This is a genomic window from Nonomuraea roseola, from assembly GCF_039535395.1.
GTDB lineage: Bacteria > Actinomycetota > Actinomycetes > Streptosporangiales > Streptosporangiaceae > Nonomuraea > Nonomuraea roseola.
In genome coordinates this window covers 2,317,071-2,334,646 of record NZ_BAAAXC010000015.1, presented here as the reverse complement: position 1 = coordinate 2,334,646, position 17,576 = coordinate 2,317,071, and the positions used below count along the sequence as shown (strand labels likewise).

17 protein-coding genes are annotated in these 17,576 nt (G+C 67.6%); 13 read left to right on the top strand and 4 right to left on the bottom strand.

Going from position 1 to position 17,576, the window contains the following annotated elements:
• The first annotated feature begins 27 nt into the window (after nucleotides 1-27).
• From nuoL to ABFX55_RS34180, 4 genes are read left to right on the top strand one after another with little or no spacing between them, the layout of a single operon-like run.
• Nucleotides 28-1,854, top strand: coding sequence for an NADH-quinone oxidoreductase subunit L (nuoL, locus tag ABFX55_RS34195; RefSeq protein WP_346131352.1), 1,827 nt, complete (start codon nucleotides 28-30; stop codon nucleotides 1,852-1,854).
• On the top strand, nucleotides 1,854-3,371 hold the full coding sequence (locus ABFX55_RS34190; protein WP_183652026.1) for an NADH-quinone oxidoreductase subunit M: 1,518 nt from the start codon (nucleotides 1,854-1,856) through the stop codon (nucleotides 3,369-3,371). Before nuoL ends, ABFX55_RS34190 begins: the two co-directional genes overlap by 1 nt.
• A 44-nt stretch (nucleotides 3,372-3,415) precedes the next feature.
• Complete coding sequence (gene nuoN, locus ABFX55_RS34185) at nucleotides 3,416-4,918, top strand: NADH-quinone oxidoreductase subunit NuoN (RefSeq protein ID WP_346131351.1); 1,503 nt, start codon at nucleotides 3,416-3,418, stop codon at nucleotides 4,916-4,918.
• A gap of 9 nt (nucleotides 4,919-4,927) precedes the next feature.
• Entirely contained in the window at nucleotides 4,928-5,917 is a 990-nt protein-coding gene (locus ABFX55_RS34180) for a polyprenyl synthetase family protein (protein WP_346126824.1), read from the top strand.
• 253 nt (nucleotides 5,918-6,170) lie between these two features.
• Here the strand turns inward: ABFX55_RS34180 and rarD are convergent, their stop codons facing one another.
• A complete protein-coding gene (gene rarD, locus ABFX55_RS34175) occupies nucleotides 6,171-7,067 on the bottom strand; it encodes an EamA family transporter RarD (protein WP_346126822.1) in 897 nt (298 codons plus the stop codon).
• Nucleotides 7,068-7,176: 109 nt separating this feature from the next.
• On the opposite strand from rarD, the gene msrA reads away from it, so the two are divergent.
• Nucleotides 7,177-7,830, top strand: coding sequence for a peptide-methionine (S)-S-oxide reductase MsrA (gene msrA / locus ABFX55_RS34170; protein WP_346131349.1), 654 nt, complete (start codon nucleotides 7,177-7,179; stop codon nucleotides 7,828-7,830).
• A gap of 84 nt (nucleotides 7,831-7,914) precedes the next feature.
• Nucleotides 7,915-8,235 carry a hypothetical protein gene (locus ABFX55_RS34165; protein WP_346126820.1) on the top strand — a complete coding sequence of 107 codons (321 nt, stop codon included), beginning with the start codon at nucleotides 7,915-7,917 and terminating at the stop codon, nucleotides 8,233-8,235.
• A gap of 295 nt (nucleotides 8,236-8,530) precedes the next feature.
• On the opposite strand, the gene ABFX55_RS34160 is transcribed toward ABFX55_RS34165, so the two are convergent.
• The gene (locus tag ABFX55_RS34160) at nucleotides 8,531-9,061 is read right to left on the bottom strand and encodes a CbrC family protein (RefSeq protein ID WP_346126818.1); all 531 of its coding nucleotides are present in this window, start codon (nucleotides 9,059-9,061) and stop codon (nucleotides 8,531-8,533) included.
• Between the two features lie 83 nt (nucleotides 9,062-9,144).
• Between ABFX55_RS34160 and ABFX55_RS34155 the strand changes: the two genes are divergently transcribed.
• The 4 genes from ABFX55_RS34155 to ABFX55_RS34140 all read left to right on the top strand — a co-directional run bounded on the left by ABFX55_RS34155 (nucleotide 9,145) and on the right by ABFX55_RS34140 (nucleotide 11,796).
• A complete protein-coding gene (locus ABFX55_RS34155; protein ID WP_346126817.1) occupies nucleotides 9,145-9,447 on the top strand; it encodes a transposase in 303 nt (100 codons plus the stop codon).
• Nucleotides 9,448-9,504: 57 nt separating this feature from the next.
• A complete protein-coding gene (locus ABFX55_RS34150) occupies nucleotides 9,505-10,143 on the top strand; it encodes an IS3 family transposase (protein ID WP_346126815.1) in 639 nt (212 codons plus the stop codon).
• Between the two features lie 301 nt (nucleotides 10,144-10,444).
• A complete protein-coding gene (locus ABFX55_RS34145; RefSeq protein WP_346126813.1) occupies nucleotides 10,445-11,413 on the top strand; it encodes a DUF418 domain-containing protein in 969 nt (322 codons plus the stop codon).
• Between the two features lie 107 nt (nucleotides 11,414-11,520).
• Nucleotides 11,521-11,796 carry a hypothetical protein gene (locus ABFX55_RS34140; RefSeq protein WP_346126812.1) on the top strand — a complete coding sequence of 92 codons (276 nt, stop codon included), beginning with the start codon at nucleotides 11,521-11,523 and terminating at the stop codon, nucleotides 11,794-11,796.
• Between the two features lie 521 nt (nucleotides 11,797-12,317).
• On the opposite strand, the gene ABFX55_RS34135 is transcribed toward ABFX55_RS34140, so the two are convergent.
• Together ABFX55_RS34135 and ABFX55_RS34130 are read right to left on the bottom strand one after the other, a co-directional pair.
• Nucleotides 12,318-14,111: a sensor histidine kinase gene (locus ABFX55_RS34135; protein WP_346126810.1), complete on the bottom strand. Its 1,794-nt coding sequence runs from the start codon at nucleotides 14,109-14,111 to the stop codon at nucleotides 12,318-12,320.
• Complete coding sequence (locus tag ABFX55_RS34130; protein WP_346126808.1) at nucleotides 14,108-14,794, bottom strand: response regulator transcription factor; 687 nt, start codon at nucleotides 14,792-14,794, stop codon at nucleotides 14,108-14,110. Before ABFX55_RS34130 ends, ABFX55_RS34135 begins: the two co-directional genes overlap by 4 nt.
• Before the next feature lie 90 nt (nucleotides 14,795-14,884).
• Between ABFX55_RS34130 and ABFX55_RS34125 the strand changes: the two genes are divergently transcribed.
• The 3 genes from ABFX55_RS34125 (at nucleotide 14,885) to ABFX55_RS34115 (ending at nucleotide 17,567) form a co-directional block, all read left to right on the top strand.
• Nucleotides 14,885-15,589, top strand: coding sequence for a L,D-transpeptidase (locus tag ABFX55_RS34125; RefSeq protein ID WP_346126806.1), 705 nt, complete (start codon nucleotides 14,885-14,887; stop codon nucleotides 15,587-15,589).
• 30 nt (nucleotides 15,590-15,619) lie between these two features.
• On the top strand, nucleotides 15,620-15,823 hold the full coding sequence (locus tag ABFX55_RS34120) for a hypothetical protein (protein WP_346126804.1): 204 nt from the start codon (nucleotides 15,620-15,622) through the stop codon (nucleotides 15,821-15,823).
• A gap of 418 nt (nucleotides 15,824-16,241) precedes the next feature.
• Entirely contained in the window at nucleotides 16,242-17,567 is a 1,326-nt protein-coding gene (locus ABFX55_RS34115; protein WP_346126802.1) for a serine hydrolase domain-containing protein, read from the top strand.
• Nucleotides 17,568-17,576: the final 9 nt, after the last annotated feature.

Sequence of the window (17,576 nt, the reverse complement as noted above, 5' to 3'; positions counted from 1 at the left end):
GGTGGAGTGATCGGGGCCTCCTGGCTGATGATCGCACTGCCCCTCTTGGGCGCGGCGATCCTCCTGCTCGGCGGGCGCCGTACCAACGCATGGGGGCACTACCTCGGTGTCCTGATGTCACTGGGTTCGTTCGTCGTCGCGGTGCTCGCCTTCCTCCAGCTCGCTGGTGGTCGTTACAGCATCCGCCTTTTCGACTTCATTCCCGGCATCGCCGACATCAGCCTGCTGGTCGACCCGTTGTCCATCAGCTTCTGCCTGCTGATCACCGGTGTGGGTTCGCTGATCCACATCTACTCGATCGGCTACATGTCGCACGACCCCGACCGCCGCAGGTTCTTCGCCTACCTGAACCTGTTCGTCGCGGCCATGCTGCTGCTGGTGCTGTCGTCGAACTACGTCGGACTGTTCATCGGCTGGGAGGGCGTCGGTCTCGCCTCCTACCTGCTGATCGGCTTCTGGCAGTTCAAGCCCACGGCGGCAGCCGCGGCCAAGAAGGCCTTCATCGTCAACCGCGTCGGCGACTTCGGCCTGCTGGTCGGCATCTTCCTGATGTGGACCACGTTCGGCTCGCTCGCCTTCGGTGACATCTCCGGCAAGGTCGGCGAGGCCTCGCAGGGCACACTGACCGCGATCGGCCTGCTGCTCCTGCTCGGCGCCTGCGGCAAGTCGGCCCAGCTGCCGCTGCAGTCGTGGCTCCTGGACGCGATGGAGGGCCCGACCCCGGTCTCGGCCCTCATCCACGCCGCGACCATGGTCACCGCCGGTGTCTACCTGGTGGTCCGCTCCGGCTTCATCTTCGAGGGCGCGCCCACCGCGCAGCTGGTCGTCACGATCGTCGGCGTCGCCACGCTGCTGGCCGGTGCGATCATCGGTTGTGCGAAGGACGACATCAAGAAGGGCCTGGCCGGCTCGACGATGTCGCAGATCGGCTACATGATGCTCGGCGCGGGCCTCGGCCCCGCCGGCTACGCCTTCGCGATCGGCCACCTGATCACGCACGGCTTCTTCAAGGCCAACATGTTCCTCGGCGCCGGATCGGTCATGCACGGCATGAACGACGAGGTGAACATGAGGAAGTACGGCGGCCTGTTCTCCGTGATGAAGGTGACCGCGGTGACCTTCATCATCGGCTACCTGGCGATCATCGGTTTCCCGCTGCTGTCCGGTTACTTCACCAAGGACGGCATCATCGAGACCGCGATGCACCACAACCAGATCCTCGGCTGGCTCGCCGTCGCCGGCGCGGGCCTCACCGGCTTCTACATGTCGCGGATGGTCTTCATGACCTTCTTCGGCAAGCGTCGCTGGGACTCCGAGGCGCACCCGCACGAGTCGCCCGCCGTCATGACGGTCCCACTGATCATCCTGTCGGTCGGCTCGATCTTCCTCGGTGGCTACCTGGTGCTGAGCAACAGGCTGATGCTCTTCCTCGCCCCCGCTGTCGGCCGGCCGGAGGAACTGCCCGTCTTCCACTGGAACAGCGTCGCAGGACTCGCGACGCTGGCGCTGGTGGCCGTGGGCGCCGTGCTCGCGTGGTTCAAGTACGGCAAGGCGGAGGTCCCCGAGGTCGCTCCTCGCGGCTCGTTCGTCACCGTCTTCGCGCGGCGTGACCTGTACGGCGACGCCCTCAACGAGGCGCTGCTCATGCGCCCCGGTCAGTGGCTCACCCGCATCGCGGTGTTCTTCGACAACCGCGGCATCGACGGCCTGGTCAACGGGCTGGCGGCGACGATCGGCGGCTCGTCGGGACGGCTTCGCCGCCTCCAGACGGGCTTCGCGCGGACGTACGCGTTGTCCATCCTCTTCGGCGCTGCCGTACTGGCGGGCGCTCTGCTCCTCGTAGGGAACCTGTGATGCCCTGGCTTACGATCCTGATGGCGGTGCCCGTGGTGGGCGCCGTCCTGGTGGCCCTCACGCCGAAGGGCAACGACAAGCTGGCCAAGCAGCTCACGTTGGCCGTCTCCGTCGTGGTGCTGGCGCTGACCATCGCGATGGCGGTGCAGTTCAGCCCGAAGGGTGACCGCTTCCAGTTCGTCGAGACCTACGAGTGGATCCCGCGCTTCGGCGTCCACTACGGCGTCGGCGTCGACGGCATCGCCCTGGTGCTGATCGCGCTGTCCGCCGTGCTGGTGCCGATCGTGGTGCTGGCCTCGTGGCACGACGCCGACGCGCCGAGCGCCAAGCGCTCGGTGAAGACGTACTTCGCGCTCCTGCTGGTGCTCGAGGCCATGATGATCGGCGTCTTCGCGGCGACCGACATCTTCCTCTTCTACGTCTTCTTCGAAGCCATGCTGATCCCGATGTACTTCATGATCGGGTCGTACGGCGGAGCCCAGCGGTCCTACGCGGCCGTCAAGTTCCTGCTCTACTCGCTGTTCGGCGGCCTGCTCATGCTGGTCGCGGTCATCGGCCTCTACGTGGTCGCGGGCAAGAACACCTTCATGTTCCCCGAGCTGATCGGGGCCATCCAGGACCCGACCACGCAGAAGTGGCTGTTCGCCGGCTTCTTCTTCGCGTTCGCGGTGAAGGCGCCGCTGTGGCCGTTCCACACCTGGCTGCCCGACGCGGCCGCCCAGGCTCCCGCGGGCGCGGCCGTGCTGCTGGTCGGCGTGCTGGACAAGGTCGGCACGTACGGCATGCTCCGCTTCTGCCTGGAGCTGTTCCCTGACGCGTCGAAGTTCTTCACGCCGCTGGTGATCGTGCTGTCGGTGGTCGGCATCATCTACGGCGCGATCGTGGCCATCGGACAGACGGACATGAAGCGCCTGATCGCCTACACCTCGATCTCGCACTTCGGCTTCATCGCCCTCGGCGTCTTCGCGATGACGAACGACGCGGGCGCGGGCGCCACGCTCTACATGGTCAACCACGGCTTCTCGACCGGCGCGCTGTTCCTGATCGCCGGGTTCCTCATCGCACGGCGCGGCTCGCCGCACATCGAGGACTACGGAGGCGTGCAGAAGGTCACACCGAAGCTGGCGGGCGTGTTCCTCATCGCCGGCCTCTCCGGTCTGGCTCTGCCCGGACTGTCGTCCTTCGTCAGCGAGTTCATGGTGCTGATCGGCACCGCCGAGCGGTACATGGTCCCCGCGATCATCTCCGCGAGCGGCGTGGTCCTGGCGGCCATCTACATCCTGTGGATGTACCAGCGCGTCGCGGGCGGTCCGACGGCCGAGCCCGTCAAGGAGTTCAAGGACCTCAACGGCCGCGAGCTGTGGGTGGTCGCCCCGCTGATCGCCCTGATCATCGGGCTCGGCTTCTACCCCAAGCCGCTGCTTGACGTGATCAACCCGGCCGTGGACCACACCCTGGTCTCCGTCCAGGTGGAGAAGTTCACCCCGGCGATTGCCGAGAAGGGGGCCGGACAGTGAATGGCATCCAAGCGCCGACGATCGAGTACGGCACGCTCGCGCCGATGCTCGTCATCTTCGGCGCCGCGATCATCGGCGTGCTGGTCGAGGCGTTCGCGCCGCGCTACCTGCGCAAGTCGATCCACGTGCCGCTGACGCTGCTCAGCACGGCCGGCGCCTTCGTGCTGGTCATCTTCCAGGTGATCGGCGGCGTTCCGACCACGGCCGCGGCCATGGGCGCCGTCGCGGTGGACGGCCCCGCGCTGTTCTTCTGGGGCGTCATCCTCGTCCTGTCCTTCGTGAGCGTGCTGCTGGTCATCGACGACGAGCACTTCGTGGCCTCGGCCGCGGCCGTGCCGGGCAGCGCGGCCGAGGAGGAGGCGGAGATCTCCGGTGGCGCGCACACCGAGGTCTACCCGCTGATCCTGTTCGCGGTCGGCGGCATGCTGCTGTTCGCCTCGTCGAACGACCTGCTGGTGATGTTCGTCGGCCTCGAGGTCATGTCGCTGCCGCTGTACCTCCTGTGCGGTCTCGCCCGCCGTCGCCGCCTGCTGTCGCAGGAGGCGTCGATGAAGTACTTCCTGCTCGGCGCGTTCTCCTCGGCCTTCTTCCTGTACGGCATGGCGTTCGTGTACGGCTTCGCCGGCTCCGTCGACCTGTCGAAGATCAATGACGCGCTCGGCACGGTCGGCGGGCTCGACACGGTGCTGCTGATCGGCCTGGGGCTGCTCGGCGTCGGCCTGCTGTTCAAGATCGGCGCCGCGCCGTTCCAGGCGTGGAAGCCTGACGTCTACCAGGGCGCCCCGACCCCCGTCACGGCCCTCATGGCCTCGGGCACCCTCGTTGCGGCCTTCGGGGCCGTCCTGAGGGTCTTTTGGGTGGCTCTGGGCAACCTCGACTGGGACTGGCGTCCGGTCATGTGGGGCGTCGCGATCCTGACCATGATCGTCGGTGCGGTCCTGGCCATCACCCAGACCGACATCAAGCGCATGCTGGCCTACTCCTCGATCGCGCACGCGGGCTTCCTGCTCATCGGCGTGATCGCGACCAGCCCCGACGCCGAGGGCAACGCCACCTCGCTGTCGGCGATCATGTTCTACCTGCTCGTCTACGGCATCACCACGGTCGGCGCCTTCGCGGTCGTCACGATGGTGCGCGACGCGGGCGGCGAGGCCACCCACCTGTCGAGGTGGGCCGGGCTCGGCAGGCGGTCGCCGATGCTGGCGGGCGTGTTCGCCTTCTTCCTGCTGGCCTTCGCCGGAATCCCGCTCACCAGCGGGTTCTTCGGGAAGTACGCGGTCTTCGTCGCCGCCGTGGCCAACGGCGCGACGCCGCTGGTCGTCGTCGGTGTGGTCTCCTCGGCGATCGCCGCGTTCTTCTACGTTCGCGTGATCGTGCTGATGTTCTTCAGCGAGCCCGCGGCCGACGGTCCCACCATCGCGGTGCCCACTGCGGCCACCGCGGCTGTTATCACTCTTGCGGCAGCAGTTACGGTAGTGCTGGGGGTTTTCCCGCAGCCTGTCCTGGATCTCGCCGACAAGGCTGCCTCTGCCTTGTTTATCCGCTAAGGGGAATGTATGTCCGCGCCACCGGTTGTTGATCTGCCCATCGACGATGAGCGGTTGGCGCAAGACCTGGCCAGCGGTCTCGCGTCTGTCGAAAAGCTGCTGCGCACGTCGGTCGAGAGCGAGGACGCCTTCGTCACGGAGGCGTCCAAGCATCTCATCGAGGCGGGCGGCAAGCGCTTCAGGACGATGATGGTGCTGCTGGCCGCGCAGTTCGGCGATCCCTCCGCGCCGGGCGTCGTGCCCGCCGCGGTGGTGATCGAACTGACCCACCTGGCCACGCTCTACCACGACGACGTCATGGACGAGGCGCCGGTCCGCAGGGGCTCGCCCTCCGCCAACGCCAGGTGGGACAACACCGTGGCGATCCTCACCGGCGACTTCCTGTTCGCGCAGGCGTCGGAGATCCTCGCCGACCTCGGCGCCGAGGCCATCAAGATCCAGGCGCAGACGTTCTCCCGCCTCGTGCGCGGGCAGATCCGCGAGACGATCGGCCCCTCCGCAGGCGACGACCCCGTGGCGCACTACATCAGGGTCCTGGCCGACAAGACCGGCTCGCTCATCGCCACCTCGGGCCGCTTCGGCGGGCTGCTGGCGGGGGCCTCTCCCGACGTCGTGGAGCGGCTCTCCAACGCCTGCGAGGCGATCGGCGTGGCCTGGCAGCTCGGCGACGACCTGCTGGACGTCGCCTCCACCTCCTCCGAGTCGGGGAAGACACCCGGCACCGACCTGCGTGAGGGCATCAGGACGCTGCCCGTGCTCTACGCGCTGGAGTCGTCGCCCTCCTCGCGGCTGCGCTCGCTGCTGAGCGCGCCCGTGGCGGAGTCCGACGTGGACGAGGCGCTGGAGCTGCTCAGGGCAGACCAGGGGATGGCACGGGCCAGGCAGGAGCTCGACTCGTGGGTGAACAGGGCTCGGAGCGAGCTGGCGGAGCTGCCTGACATCCCGGCCAGGTCGGCGTTCCTCTCGCTGTGCGACTACGTGGTGGAGCGGTCGGGCTGACGCCTTCTCCCTGGACGCCGTGACGGCTTGCCTGGGACGCCTACGCCATGACGGCATCCCTGGAGAGCCGTGACGGCTTCCTGGGAACGCCCATGCCGTGACGGCTTCCTGGGAACGCCCACGCCGTGACGGCTTCTCTGGGCGCCGTGACGGCGGGGACCGGAGTTCTGCTCGGGGGCGCGCCCGCGGCGGGGGGAACCCTGTGACCGCGGAGGCGCCGTGGGGAGCTTGCCGTACGGGGGCTTCCTGACGGTCAGGCCGGCTGCAGCTCGGCCGCGCGCCGGGCGCGCGCCGAGCGGAGGCTGTCGTAGGTGAAGACCGCCAGCGCCAGCCACACGATCGCGAACCCCGCCCACCGGCTCGGCGGCATGGTCTCCTTCACGATCAGGACGCCCACCAGGAACTGCAGGATCGGGGCGATGTACTGCAGCAGGCCGATCGTCGTCAGCGGCACCCTGATCGCGCTGGCCGTGAAGAACAGCAGCGGCACCGCCGTCACCACGCCGCCGCCCGCCAGCAGGAGCGCGTGCCACGGACCGTGGTCGCCGAACGTCGAGCCGCCCGACTGCTCCAGGTAGACGAGGTAAGCCAGCGCGGGGGCCAGGAGCACGAGCGTCTCGACCGTCAGGCTCTCCGCGGCCCCGACGTTGGCCTTCTTCTTCACCAGTCCGTAGACGCCGAAGCTCATCGCCAGCGTGAGCGCGATCCACGGGAGCCGGCCGTAGTCGATGGTCAGCACGAGTACGGCCAGCGTCCCGAACCCCACCGCGACCCACTGCAGGGTCCGCAGCCGCTCCTTGAGCAGGATCACCCCGAACAGCACGCTCACCAGCGGGTTGATGAAGTAGCCGAGCGCCGACTCCACCACGTGTCCCGAGTTGACGCCGTAGATGTAGGTGCCCCAGTTGACCGTGATGAGCATCGCCGCCAGCACGAGCAGTCCGAGCTGCCTGCGCGTCAGCTGCCTGAACCACGACCAGTGCCTGCGCACCGCCAGGATCGCCACGACGGCGACCAGCGACCACGCCATGCGGTGGGCGAGGATCTCGATCGCTCCCGAGGGCTTCAGCAGGGGCCAGTAGAGCGGAAAGAGTCCCCACAGGGCGTAGGCGGCCACCCCGTAGAGGACACCGCGACGTTGGTCAGGCATGTAATCGATTTTTACGCCTTACTCCATTAAATACAAATGCGTATTGCTATCTGGGATGATGTAGGGCCGCTTAAGTGTTGTCGCGTAGAGTCGATGGAGGAGGTGGATGATGGGCTGGCTGTTCGGCACGCACAAGTCATCGATGGTGGACCCCTCGGATGCTCTACCGGGCCGTCCGACCCCGATGCCGGTGCCCGCTCGCCACGCGGTCCTGGACGCTCCCCTCGAGGGCGCGAACGGAGAGATCGCGGACTTCGGGATGGGCTGCTTCTGGGGCGCCGAGCGCATCTTCTGGCAGACGCCGGGCGTGGTGTCGACCGCTGTGGGCTATCAGGGCGGCTACACCCCCAACCCGACGTACGAGGAGGTGTGTTCAGGGCGTACGGGACACACGGAGGTCGTACGGGTCTTCTTCGACCCTGCGAAGGTGTCGTACGGGGAGCTGCTGCGCGTGTTCTGGGAGGCGCACGACCCTACGCAGGGCATGCGCCAGGGCAACGACGCGGGGACGCAGTACCGCTCAGCCGTGTACTTCCACTCACCTGAGCAGGAGAAGGCGGCACTGACGTCGCGCGACTCCTACCAGGAGGTGCTGAAGGGAGCAAGGTACGGCGACATCACCACAGAGATCGCCCCAGCAGGCCCGTTCTACTACGCGGAGGACTACCACCAGCAGTACCTTCACCGCAACAAAAACGGCTACTGCGGGATAGGCGGCACGGGTGTGGCCTGCCCGATTGGCTTGACGTCGGGCGAGGCCTGACGAGTGCCCTTACGGACGCCTCGGGAGCACCTGGAGGACATTCGCAGGCGACCGGGGGCGTACGGCCTGGACGGCTCGTACCGGTTGTTCACGACGTACATCGCCGGGTTCGACGCGGGCGGTGGCCATACTCTTCTGGAAGGCTTCAGGGAGTGGCTGATCGTCCAGGTGAATGGGGCTAACAACCTCGTCTGGGAGGCGCTGGTGCTCATGCTGGCGTTTCCCGGCGAGACTGGACTGTCTTCCGTGCGGGTGGATGAGGAGCGGAACGCGGTCGCTGTGGGCGTGCTCTTCGATGCGCTTGAACGCTTCCTGGCCGATCGTGATGGACGGCCAGGTGGGCGGAACATGATCCAGGCTGCGTATGACCAGTGGCTCAGTCAGCAGAGCTGGATGCAGCCGTAGACGGGCCGTATAGATGAGCACGCGGAGTAATCGCGGCGACAATCTTCACTACCGGGTTAAAGGCGTGCCGCCTGCGGCGCCCCGCCGCGCGTTCGGCGGTCGCGGGCCGCGCTGCGGCTCGGCGCCCGCACCGCCACGCGCTGGCAGCGTCACGCCGGACAGCCTGAGCGAGTGAAGGCCATTACGGAGTAGGCCAGGCGTGGCGACAGGCCGCAGAAAGTGATCGTCAAAGCCATGGCTCCGGCGGGGATCTCCAGCGCCGAGGTGATCAGGATGGACGTGATGTGGGGCGAGGTCAGGTGTAGTCCGCGTACGCCATGTGGATCCCGCAGTTGCGGCACCTGAACAGATAACCGGTTGGATTGCCGTCCTTGTCAAGTGCAGCAAGGAAGTTCTCTACCTGCCCGGAAGACCACCCACCAGTGGATTCCTCGAAGCGCAGCATTTCCCGTGCATCCGGGTAAGTGACGAGTTCTGACGCCCCGGCTGCGCCGAGGAAAGTAGCTCCGTCGCCACAGTGGAACAGCCAACGGTTTCCCTGCCAGGTGGAGAAGCCGGGGGTTCGGCGACTGATGATCTCGATCTTGTCCGTTGGGACGCCGCTTGGGGAGTCATACACATCTACGAACGTGGCGTCGAAGCGGGCTGCGAGGCTTCCGTCCGCGATGCACCAGGGGCATGGCTCACTGGCGAGAGACTCGACGCAGTAGACCGGCCCTGTGTAGACGTATCCCTTATGTCCCTCACAGCACACGCAGGCGGCATCAGATGCCTTCACCGATCCCGTATGGAGCGGGTCCGGGTGATAGGCGAAGTCGGGCAGCATGGCGGTAGCGTACGCAGTGGTGGGCTTGATCCGGTTTGACGGACATCTGAGATCAGGGGTTCGTCCCCGGAAGGATGTCCATCATGGAGAGCATGGGGAAGAAGCGTCCTCGCCGCTCGTTCACGCCGGAGTTCAAGGCCGAGATCGTCGAGCTGTGCCAGCGCGGTGATCGCTCGATCGGTCAGGTGGCCAAGGACTTCGATCTGACCGAGACCGCGGTGCGTGACTGGGTCCGCCAGGTCGAGGTCGATAGCGGCCGAGGGGACGGGCTGACCAGCAGCGAGCGGGAGGAGCTGGCGGCGCTGCGGCGGGAGAACCGCCGACTGCGTGAGGACGTCGACGTCCTCAAGCGAGCGACAGCTTTCTTCGCGAAGGAGACCCGGTGAGCGTTCACCCGTTCATCGAGGCGGAAAAGCGGGGCGGCCACAACGTCAAACGGGCGTGTGAGCTGCTGGGAGTCTCCCGTGCCGCCTTCTACGCGCGCCGCCAGGCCGCGCCCGGTCCTCGCGGCGCGCGACAGGGAGCTGGGCGAGCGCATTACTCAAGTGCACCGCCACTCGCGTGGCACCTACGGCGCCCCTCGCATTCACGCGGTCTTGCAGGGCGAGGGTGAGCGGTGCGGGCGACGGCGGGTGGCCCGGTTGATGCGCGCCGCCGGGCTGCGCGGCCGTCATCGGCGCCGCCGCCTGGTGACCACGATCGCCGATCCTGGTGCCGCAGTTCGGCCCGATCTGATCGGCCGGGACTTCGAGCCGGACGCGGCCGCGGTCGATACCCGCTGGTGCGGCGACATCACCTACATCCCGGCCGATGAAGGCTGGTTGTATCCGGCCACCGTGATCGACATCGCTTCACGCCGGGTGGTCGGCTGGGCTACCGCCGACCATCTGCGCACTGAGCTGGGTGGTCGAGGCTCTGGAGATGGCGTGGTCGCGCCGCCGTCCCACCGGGTCGGTAATTTTCCATTCGGATCGTGGCTGCCAGTTGATCTTGCCTCGATTTGGTGGACACCTGATCTCTGGGGAAGCCTGGTTCCCGGAAGGAGCCCACTGTGCCGGACAGCGCTTGTAGGTGAGTGCTGACAGCGGTTGAAGATCACCACGGGACGAAATGTTGGTGAGAAACGACAGCGCTCGCTCCGCCGTGATCAAGCGGAAGCGGGCGCTGGATGCTCCGGTCATCTGGGCGCGCTGAACCGGCCGAAAGTACGGCCGGGAGACCGTGAGCCCCGTCTTGTGGTCGATGTCCGCACCGGGCCGCATCCGAAGAATGGGGCCCTATGCCCTTACAAGATCATGCTCCGGCACTGAACGCCGGAGATGTGGCCGGCGCTCCCGGCGTCCCCTGCACCCGCGCCGAGGCGACGGCAGGGGAGGCTCCGCGATGACCTCACCCGGCCGATCGCGTATCGCCGCGCTCGACGTCCTGCGCGGGTTCGCGCTGTGCGAGATCCTGTTCGCCAACGTCCAGCTCATGGCCACCGGGAGTTCCGCCGTCGTGGCACAGCCCATGGGCGACTGGGACCCCTGGCTCGGAATGCCGATCTTCTCCCTGCTGTTCGGCATCGGGTTCGCGCTGCTGCTGGACTCCGCCGCGAGCCGCGTCCCCCACCCACGCCTGGCCCTGCTGCGCCGGCTGGGGGCGCTGCTCGCGATCGGCCTCGTGCACATGCTGCTATGGCCGGGCGAGATCCTGACCGACTACGCCGTCGTCGGCATACTGGTGCTGCTGCCCGCGACCTGGCTGCCCCGGTGGGCCATGGCCGGCCTCGCCGCCGCACTCATCCCGGCGGCGCTGATCCTCAGCGGGGGCGGGCCCCTGCTGATCGCAGGGCTGTTCCTGCTGGGCTCGGCACTGGTCCGCTACGGGGTGATCGAGCAGATCGAGCGGTCCACCCGAGGGCCGCTCCTGCTGGGCCTGGTCTTCGCGGCGGGACTGGCCTCTGCCCTGTGGGTGCAGGCCAGCATGCGGGCCGTGGGGGCCACGACGTATCTGCCTTCCACGTCCAGCCTTGCTGATCTACTGCTCGTCGGTGTGTACGTGTGCGGCATGCTGGTCCTGCTCAGAACGCCGCTGCGACCGGCGCTGCAGTTCGTCTTCGCGCCACTGGGCCGGATGGCACTGACCAATTATCTGACCGCCACACTCCTCGTCCTGGCGGCCAGCCACATCCTCGGCCTGCCGATCGGCCAGTCCTTGACGGCGGCGTACTGGACCGCGGGAGCCATCCTGGCGGCCCAGTGGCTGTTGTCCACCCTCTGGCTGCGCCGCCACCGCCAGGGTCCCATCGAGTGGCTCTGGCGCTGGGCCACCTGGGGCCACCGCTCATCCCTGCGCATCCCTACGAGCTGAGTCCATTCCCTTGACATCGGGATGCTCCGGACTTCTACCTGACCGCGGCGGACCGTGAAGAGGAGCGTGAACGGACGCTCGCCACCGCGTCCCGGCTGCTCCTTGCCTTGATCAAGCATGATCCCACCGCGCGTGCGCTGGTCATAGCGATGCCGGAGGTCTTCCCGTGGGTTCGCCACCTCTCGGCGGAAGAACTGCGTGCCTTCACTTTGGAACTGGTGGAAGCGCTCTCTGACGCGGCCGAGTTGGAGGTCGAGGCCACCACCCACGAGGTCATAGAGGGCTGGCGGGCCACTGCCAGAATCAAGGCCGACCCTGCGAACTACGCCGAAGCTCCTAAACCCACGAGCGGTGACTTCGGGCCGGTGCAGGTTTCGGCATGAGCCCGAAGCGCGGAGATCGAGTTACGGTGCCACCGCCGGATGGCGAGTGGGATGTCCGGTTCGGTACCAGCGATGCTGTCAGGGGCTGGGAAGAGCTGTGCCGTCATGCCCTGGCCAACACGCGCCGATGTTTCGAGGTGTTGCGGGTCGATCCCCGTTCACGCTCCAGCCACGACCGTCAACATCGCCTGCGCGGGATCTCGCGACTCATCGTCACAATGGCAAGGACTTGGAGCAGTGGGAGTTCGAGGTCACCAGCGGTGGGCGTGTGCGCTATGCCATCGATGACGTAACCCGCACTGTGTGGGTTATCTATGCGTCGCCTCGACACCCCAAGGACACCGAATAACCGACTATTGTCATGCCAAGCCCACCAGCGATGCCTCATCAGGCTCCCAAACGGCTACTGCGGGCTTGGAGGCACCAACGTCAAGCCAGGTGCCCCTTCCGCGTGGGGTGCCTTTTCGCGCTGAGAGTCGTTTGACAGCTCGATTTGGCCTGCTTGCAGACCACGGGTCCCGCTACGACGGAAGACGCAGGGTGAACGTCGTGCGGACACCTGGCACGCTGGCGACCGTGGCTGTGCCGCCGTGCGCCTCGGCCAGGTTGCGCACGATGGCGAGCCCGAGCCCGCTGCCGCCGGTCTGGCGGTTGCGGGACTTCTCCGCCCGCCAGAACCGGTCGAAGACGTGGGGAAGGTACTCGGCGCGGATCCCGATCCCCGTGTCGGTCACCTCGACGACGACCTGGTCGCCATCCTGACGGGCACCCAGCGTGATATGCCCGCCGCGTGGCGTGTAGCGCAGGGAGTTGGTCACCAGGTTGCCGATGGCCTGGCGGAGCCGTACCGGATCCGCGGTCAGCGGGGGGTCATCGGTAACCACGGTGGTCAGCGTGAGCCCTGCGGCTTCGGCCCGGCCTCGGTGAGCGGTGGTCACCTGGTCGAGAAGGTCGCCGAGGTGGACGGGTTCGACGTGCAGACGGAGCTTGCCCGCGTCGGCGAGGGCGAGCTCCTGAAGGTCGTCGACGATGTGCTGCAGCAGCAGGATCTCCTCGACCAGCGAGGCGATCAGCGCCGGGTCCAACTCGGCGACGCCGTCCTGGGCGGCCTCCAGCCAGCCCCTGAGGTTGCTCAGCGGTGTGCGCAACTCGTGGGAGACGTCGCTGACCATGGCCTTGCGCTGCTCCTCCATGCGCTGGAGGTGTTCCGACATCTCGTTGAACGCCGTGGCGAGCTCGCTGATCTCGCCGGTGGTCCTGACCGTGACGCGGGCGGAGCTGTCCCCGTCACGCATCCGCTGCGCGGCGTGGGTGAGCGCGTTGACGGGCCTGACCAGGCGCCTGGCCGCCATGACGCTCACGCCCACGGTCAACACCAGCACGAGGAGGGCGGCACCGGCGATCGAGGGCAGCGGGATGCGCTGGCCGGTGGCCTCGGCGGGGGAGCCGATGTACAGGTAGGCCGCAGGGGCGACGTAGGGATCGAGTTGTTCTTTGCGGGCGGTGACGACGCAGGTAGAGATCATCTGATCGGGTTCAGCTGCCGGCGGCATCGGCTGTTTCTCCTTGGAGACCCAGGTGAAGTCGAGTCCGACCGAGCCCCTTTCCGCGCCCTTGCCCTTGAGACACCTGCTGACCAGGAGGTTGAGTTGTTTCAACGCCGCCTTCTCGGTGCGCGTCGGCGTGCTGAAGGTGGTGGCGTCGCAGCCGCCCACCACGATGGGGGCCGCGGCCGGCACCGCGCTGGGCATGGGGCTCGGCTCCTGACCGACCCCCTGGCTGAGCGTCGTGACGAGGGGCCTGCCGGTGTTCGAGACGGTCACCTGTACGGCCTGCCCGGTGCGGCCCGCGCAGACGGCGTAAGTGTCGGCGGCCTTCCTCAGCCGGGCGCGATCGCGGGCGGACAGCAGGAAAGGACCCACCGCGCGTGGATCAATACGGTCCCTGGCCGCCCCCGGCACCAGGGTCACGTCCACGGCCAGCGGGTCGACGACGGCCGACACCTTGGCGGGCAGTGGGGTCCCGGCGGTCGCCGAGTCCGCGATGAGGGCGCCGTTCTCGGTGGCCAGCGCGATGCGGCGGCTGGTCTGGGCGGCGAGATCGCGCAGGGTGGGTGCGACGCCCGACCAGTCCGAATGGCGCGAGGCGTAGCCGAGCAGGCTGTTGTTGATCCGGGCGTCGCTGGCCAGTGTCTGGCCCTGTTCGCGCTGGATGGCGCCGGAGGTGCTGCTGGCAGCCAGCCACGCGGTCGCCGTGATCGAGCAGACCGCCACGACAGCCGAACTCGTGAGCAACCTGACGAACAACGACCTCATGCGTGGGTCAGTTTGTAGCCGACGCCGTACACGGTCAGCAGCCGGACCGGGCGGCGCGGATCAGGCTCGATCTTCTTGCGCAGGTTCATCACGTGCACGTCGACCGTGCGTTCGGTGATGAACCTGTCGAAGCCGTGGATGCGCTCCAGCAACTGCTTTCTGGTGAACACCCGCTCCGGCTCGGCAGCCAGCGTCTCGATGATCCGGAACTCCGCGAGCGTGCAGTCCACCAGCGTGTCCGCCGCGGTGACGGTGTGCCTGACCGGGTCCACGAGGAGGTCGCCCGCCTGGAACACCTGCCGATCGGCGTCCTGGGACTTCCCTGTACGGCGCAGCAGGGTCCGCACGCGAGCCATCAGCGCACGCGGGCTGTACGGCTTGGCGACATAGTCGTCAGCACCGAGGTCGAGTCCCAACAGCAGATCATCCTCGGTGGACCTGGCGGTCAGCATCAGGATCGGCAGGTCGGACTCGGCACGCAGTACCCGGCAGACGTCCAACCCGTCAACCTTCGGCATCATCACGTCGAGCACCACGAGGTCGGGATCGGCCCGCCGAGCCTCGTCGATCGCGGAACGCCCGTCGTGCACGACGAGGACCTCATGGCCCTCCCGCTCCAGGTACCGCCTGAGCAGTTCGGCCTGCTTGGGATCATCCTCGGCGACCAGCACGTACGCGCACATGGGCTGAGGCTATGTCCATGTCAGGGGTGCACATGGGATCCGCATGACAACCAAACAGGTTTCACACATTCTGCCGCCAGGCTGCGGCAGGTGAGAACCAACCTGCTTCGTACGGCTGCTGTGGCGACACTCGCGTTCCTGCTGGCCGGCTGTGTGGGCAGCGCGAGCAGCGCCGCACGGCCCGAGCCGGCGAGCAGCGTCAGTTCGAAGATCGCGAGCGTCAAGGGATCTCGGATCACGGTCTACGGAAACAAGGAGGGGGTGGCGCAGAGGACGATCACGAGTCCCAACGACTACGGCGCGACGCGTGTCTTCCTGGTGGAACGTGACGAGGGGAAGTGGCTCCAGGTGCTGCTGCCGATCCGGCCGAACGGCAGCAAGGGCTGGATCAAGGCCACCGACGTGACGCTCGCGGAGACCGCCTACCGGATGGAGATCGATCGCGGGGCGTTCAGGTTCACGGTCTATGACGGCGACAGGGCCGTCAGGACGGGCAAGGTCGCGACGGGCGAAGCGGGCACGCCGACACCTCCGGGTCGCTACTTCTTCACCGAGCTGGTGAAGCCCGTCGACCAGGGAGGGGCCTACGGCGCCTACGCCTTCGGGCTGAGCGGCTTCTCGCCGGTGCTGAAGAGCTTCGCCGGCGGCCCGGGCCAGCTGGCAATCCACGGGACGAACAAGCCCTCCGCCATCGGCACGCGGGCCAGCCACGGCTGCGTCCGGATCAGCAACGACGACATCACCTGGATGGCGAAGAACCTGGCGATCGGTACTCCGGTCGTCGTCCAGGGCTGAGGCCCGACTCGAATGAACAGGGGAACCCATATGAAGATCAAAGCCACTCTCATCGGCATCAGCGCGGTGCTGGCCCTGACCGCGGGCCTCGCAGGCTTCTCGGGCACGGCCGCGGCCGATCCCGAGAAGCCGTCCGCGACGTCCGCCCCGGCGCCGGCCGACCAGCGGCCCACGGTCAAGACGACGGCGGGTCCGAGGGAGCCCGTCGTCGTCAGGCCGGCCTACACCGGCTGATCGCCGTGCGGCGCCGCACGGCGATGCCGCCGTAGAGGACGCCGGCCAGCCGTACCAGGCGTGGCGTATCTCCTCTCCTGCCCGCGGTCGCGTCAGCGACCAGGCCATCGCGGGCAGGAGCAGGACCCCGTGCGTCGACACCGCCTGCGCGGGCTCGCCCGAACATGAAGAGACGCCGCCTCCCTGGATCGGGAGAGCGGCGAAGGGCTTCGTTCTCGAAGCCTCCGCTATGTCCTTCGGCACCCACGCGAACGGGCGAGCTCCTGAAGGCTGGGGCCGCCCGATCCCTCAGATGTGTCGAAGACGATAGAATTGCAGCTCTTATTCCGTTTTGCGCCTCTTCGGCCGTGCCGCATCACTTTTCGTATCACCCTGGCCGCGGTACTGGACCGCCGAGCACGGGGGCTGTGATGCTGGCATGAAGATTTCCCGAGCTGACGACGACGCGCCGAACCGGGCCGCCCGCCGCATGGCTCTGCTGGCACCGTGCGCCGCCCTGCTGATCGCGAGCTGCGTCCTGCCCTCGGAGGCAAGTCTCACGGCCCTCTCTGACGCGTCGCCCGCGCCTGCGGCGGCGGGCGCCCCCAGCCCCACTCCGTCGGCGCTGAAGCCCGTCGATCCGGCCGCGTTCCAGTCCGCCGTCGAGCGTGCGGCGAAGAAGCTCATGGTTCCCGGCGCGGTGGTCCTGCTCCGCACCCCGCAGGGAACCTTCAGGGTGACCGTCGGCACCACCGAGCTGGGCACGGCCAAGGCGCCCACCACGCGCGACCACTTCAGGATCGCCTCCAACACCAAGACCATGACCGCGGCGCTGATCACCCTCCTCGCCCAGGACGGCGAACTCCGGCTGAGTGACCCGGTCTCCGCCTACGTCCCCGGAGTGCCCAACGGCGAACACATCACGATCGCCGACCTGCTGAAGATGCGCAGCGGACTCTACAACTACACCAACGCACCCGAACTCGCGGCGACCCTGGACGCCGACCCCGGCAAGGTCCAGACGCCGCAGGCGATGCTGGACATCGCCTTCCTGCGCCCGCCGAACTTCGCACCCGACGCGTCCTACGAGTACAGCAACACCAACTACGCGCTGCTGGGCCTCGTCGCCGAGAAGGCGGGCGGCCACCCGCTGGCCGAGCAGCTCCGGGACCGGCTGTTCGCCCCGCTGGGACTGGCGGGGACCTTGTTGCCCGCCGCCGACGACCTGTCCCTCCCCGCCCCCTCTTCACACGGCTACATGTACGGCGGATCGGCCTACGCGCTGGTCGACCGGCCCTACCCCGACGACATGCAGGCGGCGGCCAGGTCAGGAAAGCTCAGGCCGGTGGACTACACCCACCAGAACCCCTCCTACGCCACCGCCGCAGGAGGCGTCATCTCCACCGCGGACGACCTGGCCACCTGGATCCGGGCACTGGTGACGGGCAAGGTCCTCAACCCCGAGTTCCAGCAGCAGTGGCTCCACAGCCCGCAAGCCCAGGACCCGGCCGCGCCCGAGGGGCAGAAGTACGGGTACGGCATCGCCTACCAGCGCTTCGGTCCGAGCGCCTCGATGTACTACCACGGAGGTGAACTGCCCGGCTTCAACTCCTTCATCGGCCACGACCCGGACAACGAGGTCACGCTCGTCATCTGGACGAACCTGACCCTCTCGCCCGACGGCAAGACCACGGCCCAAGCCCTGCTGCCCACGGCCCTCAACCAGATCTACGCCGGCCTCTCCCTCCCCACCATCACTGACTAGGGGCCTTGT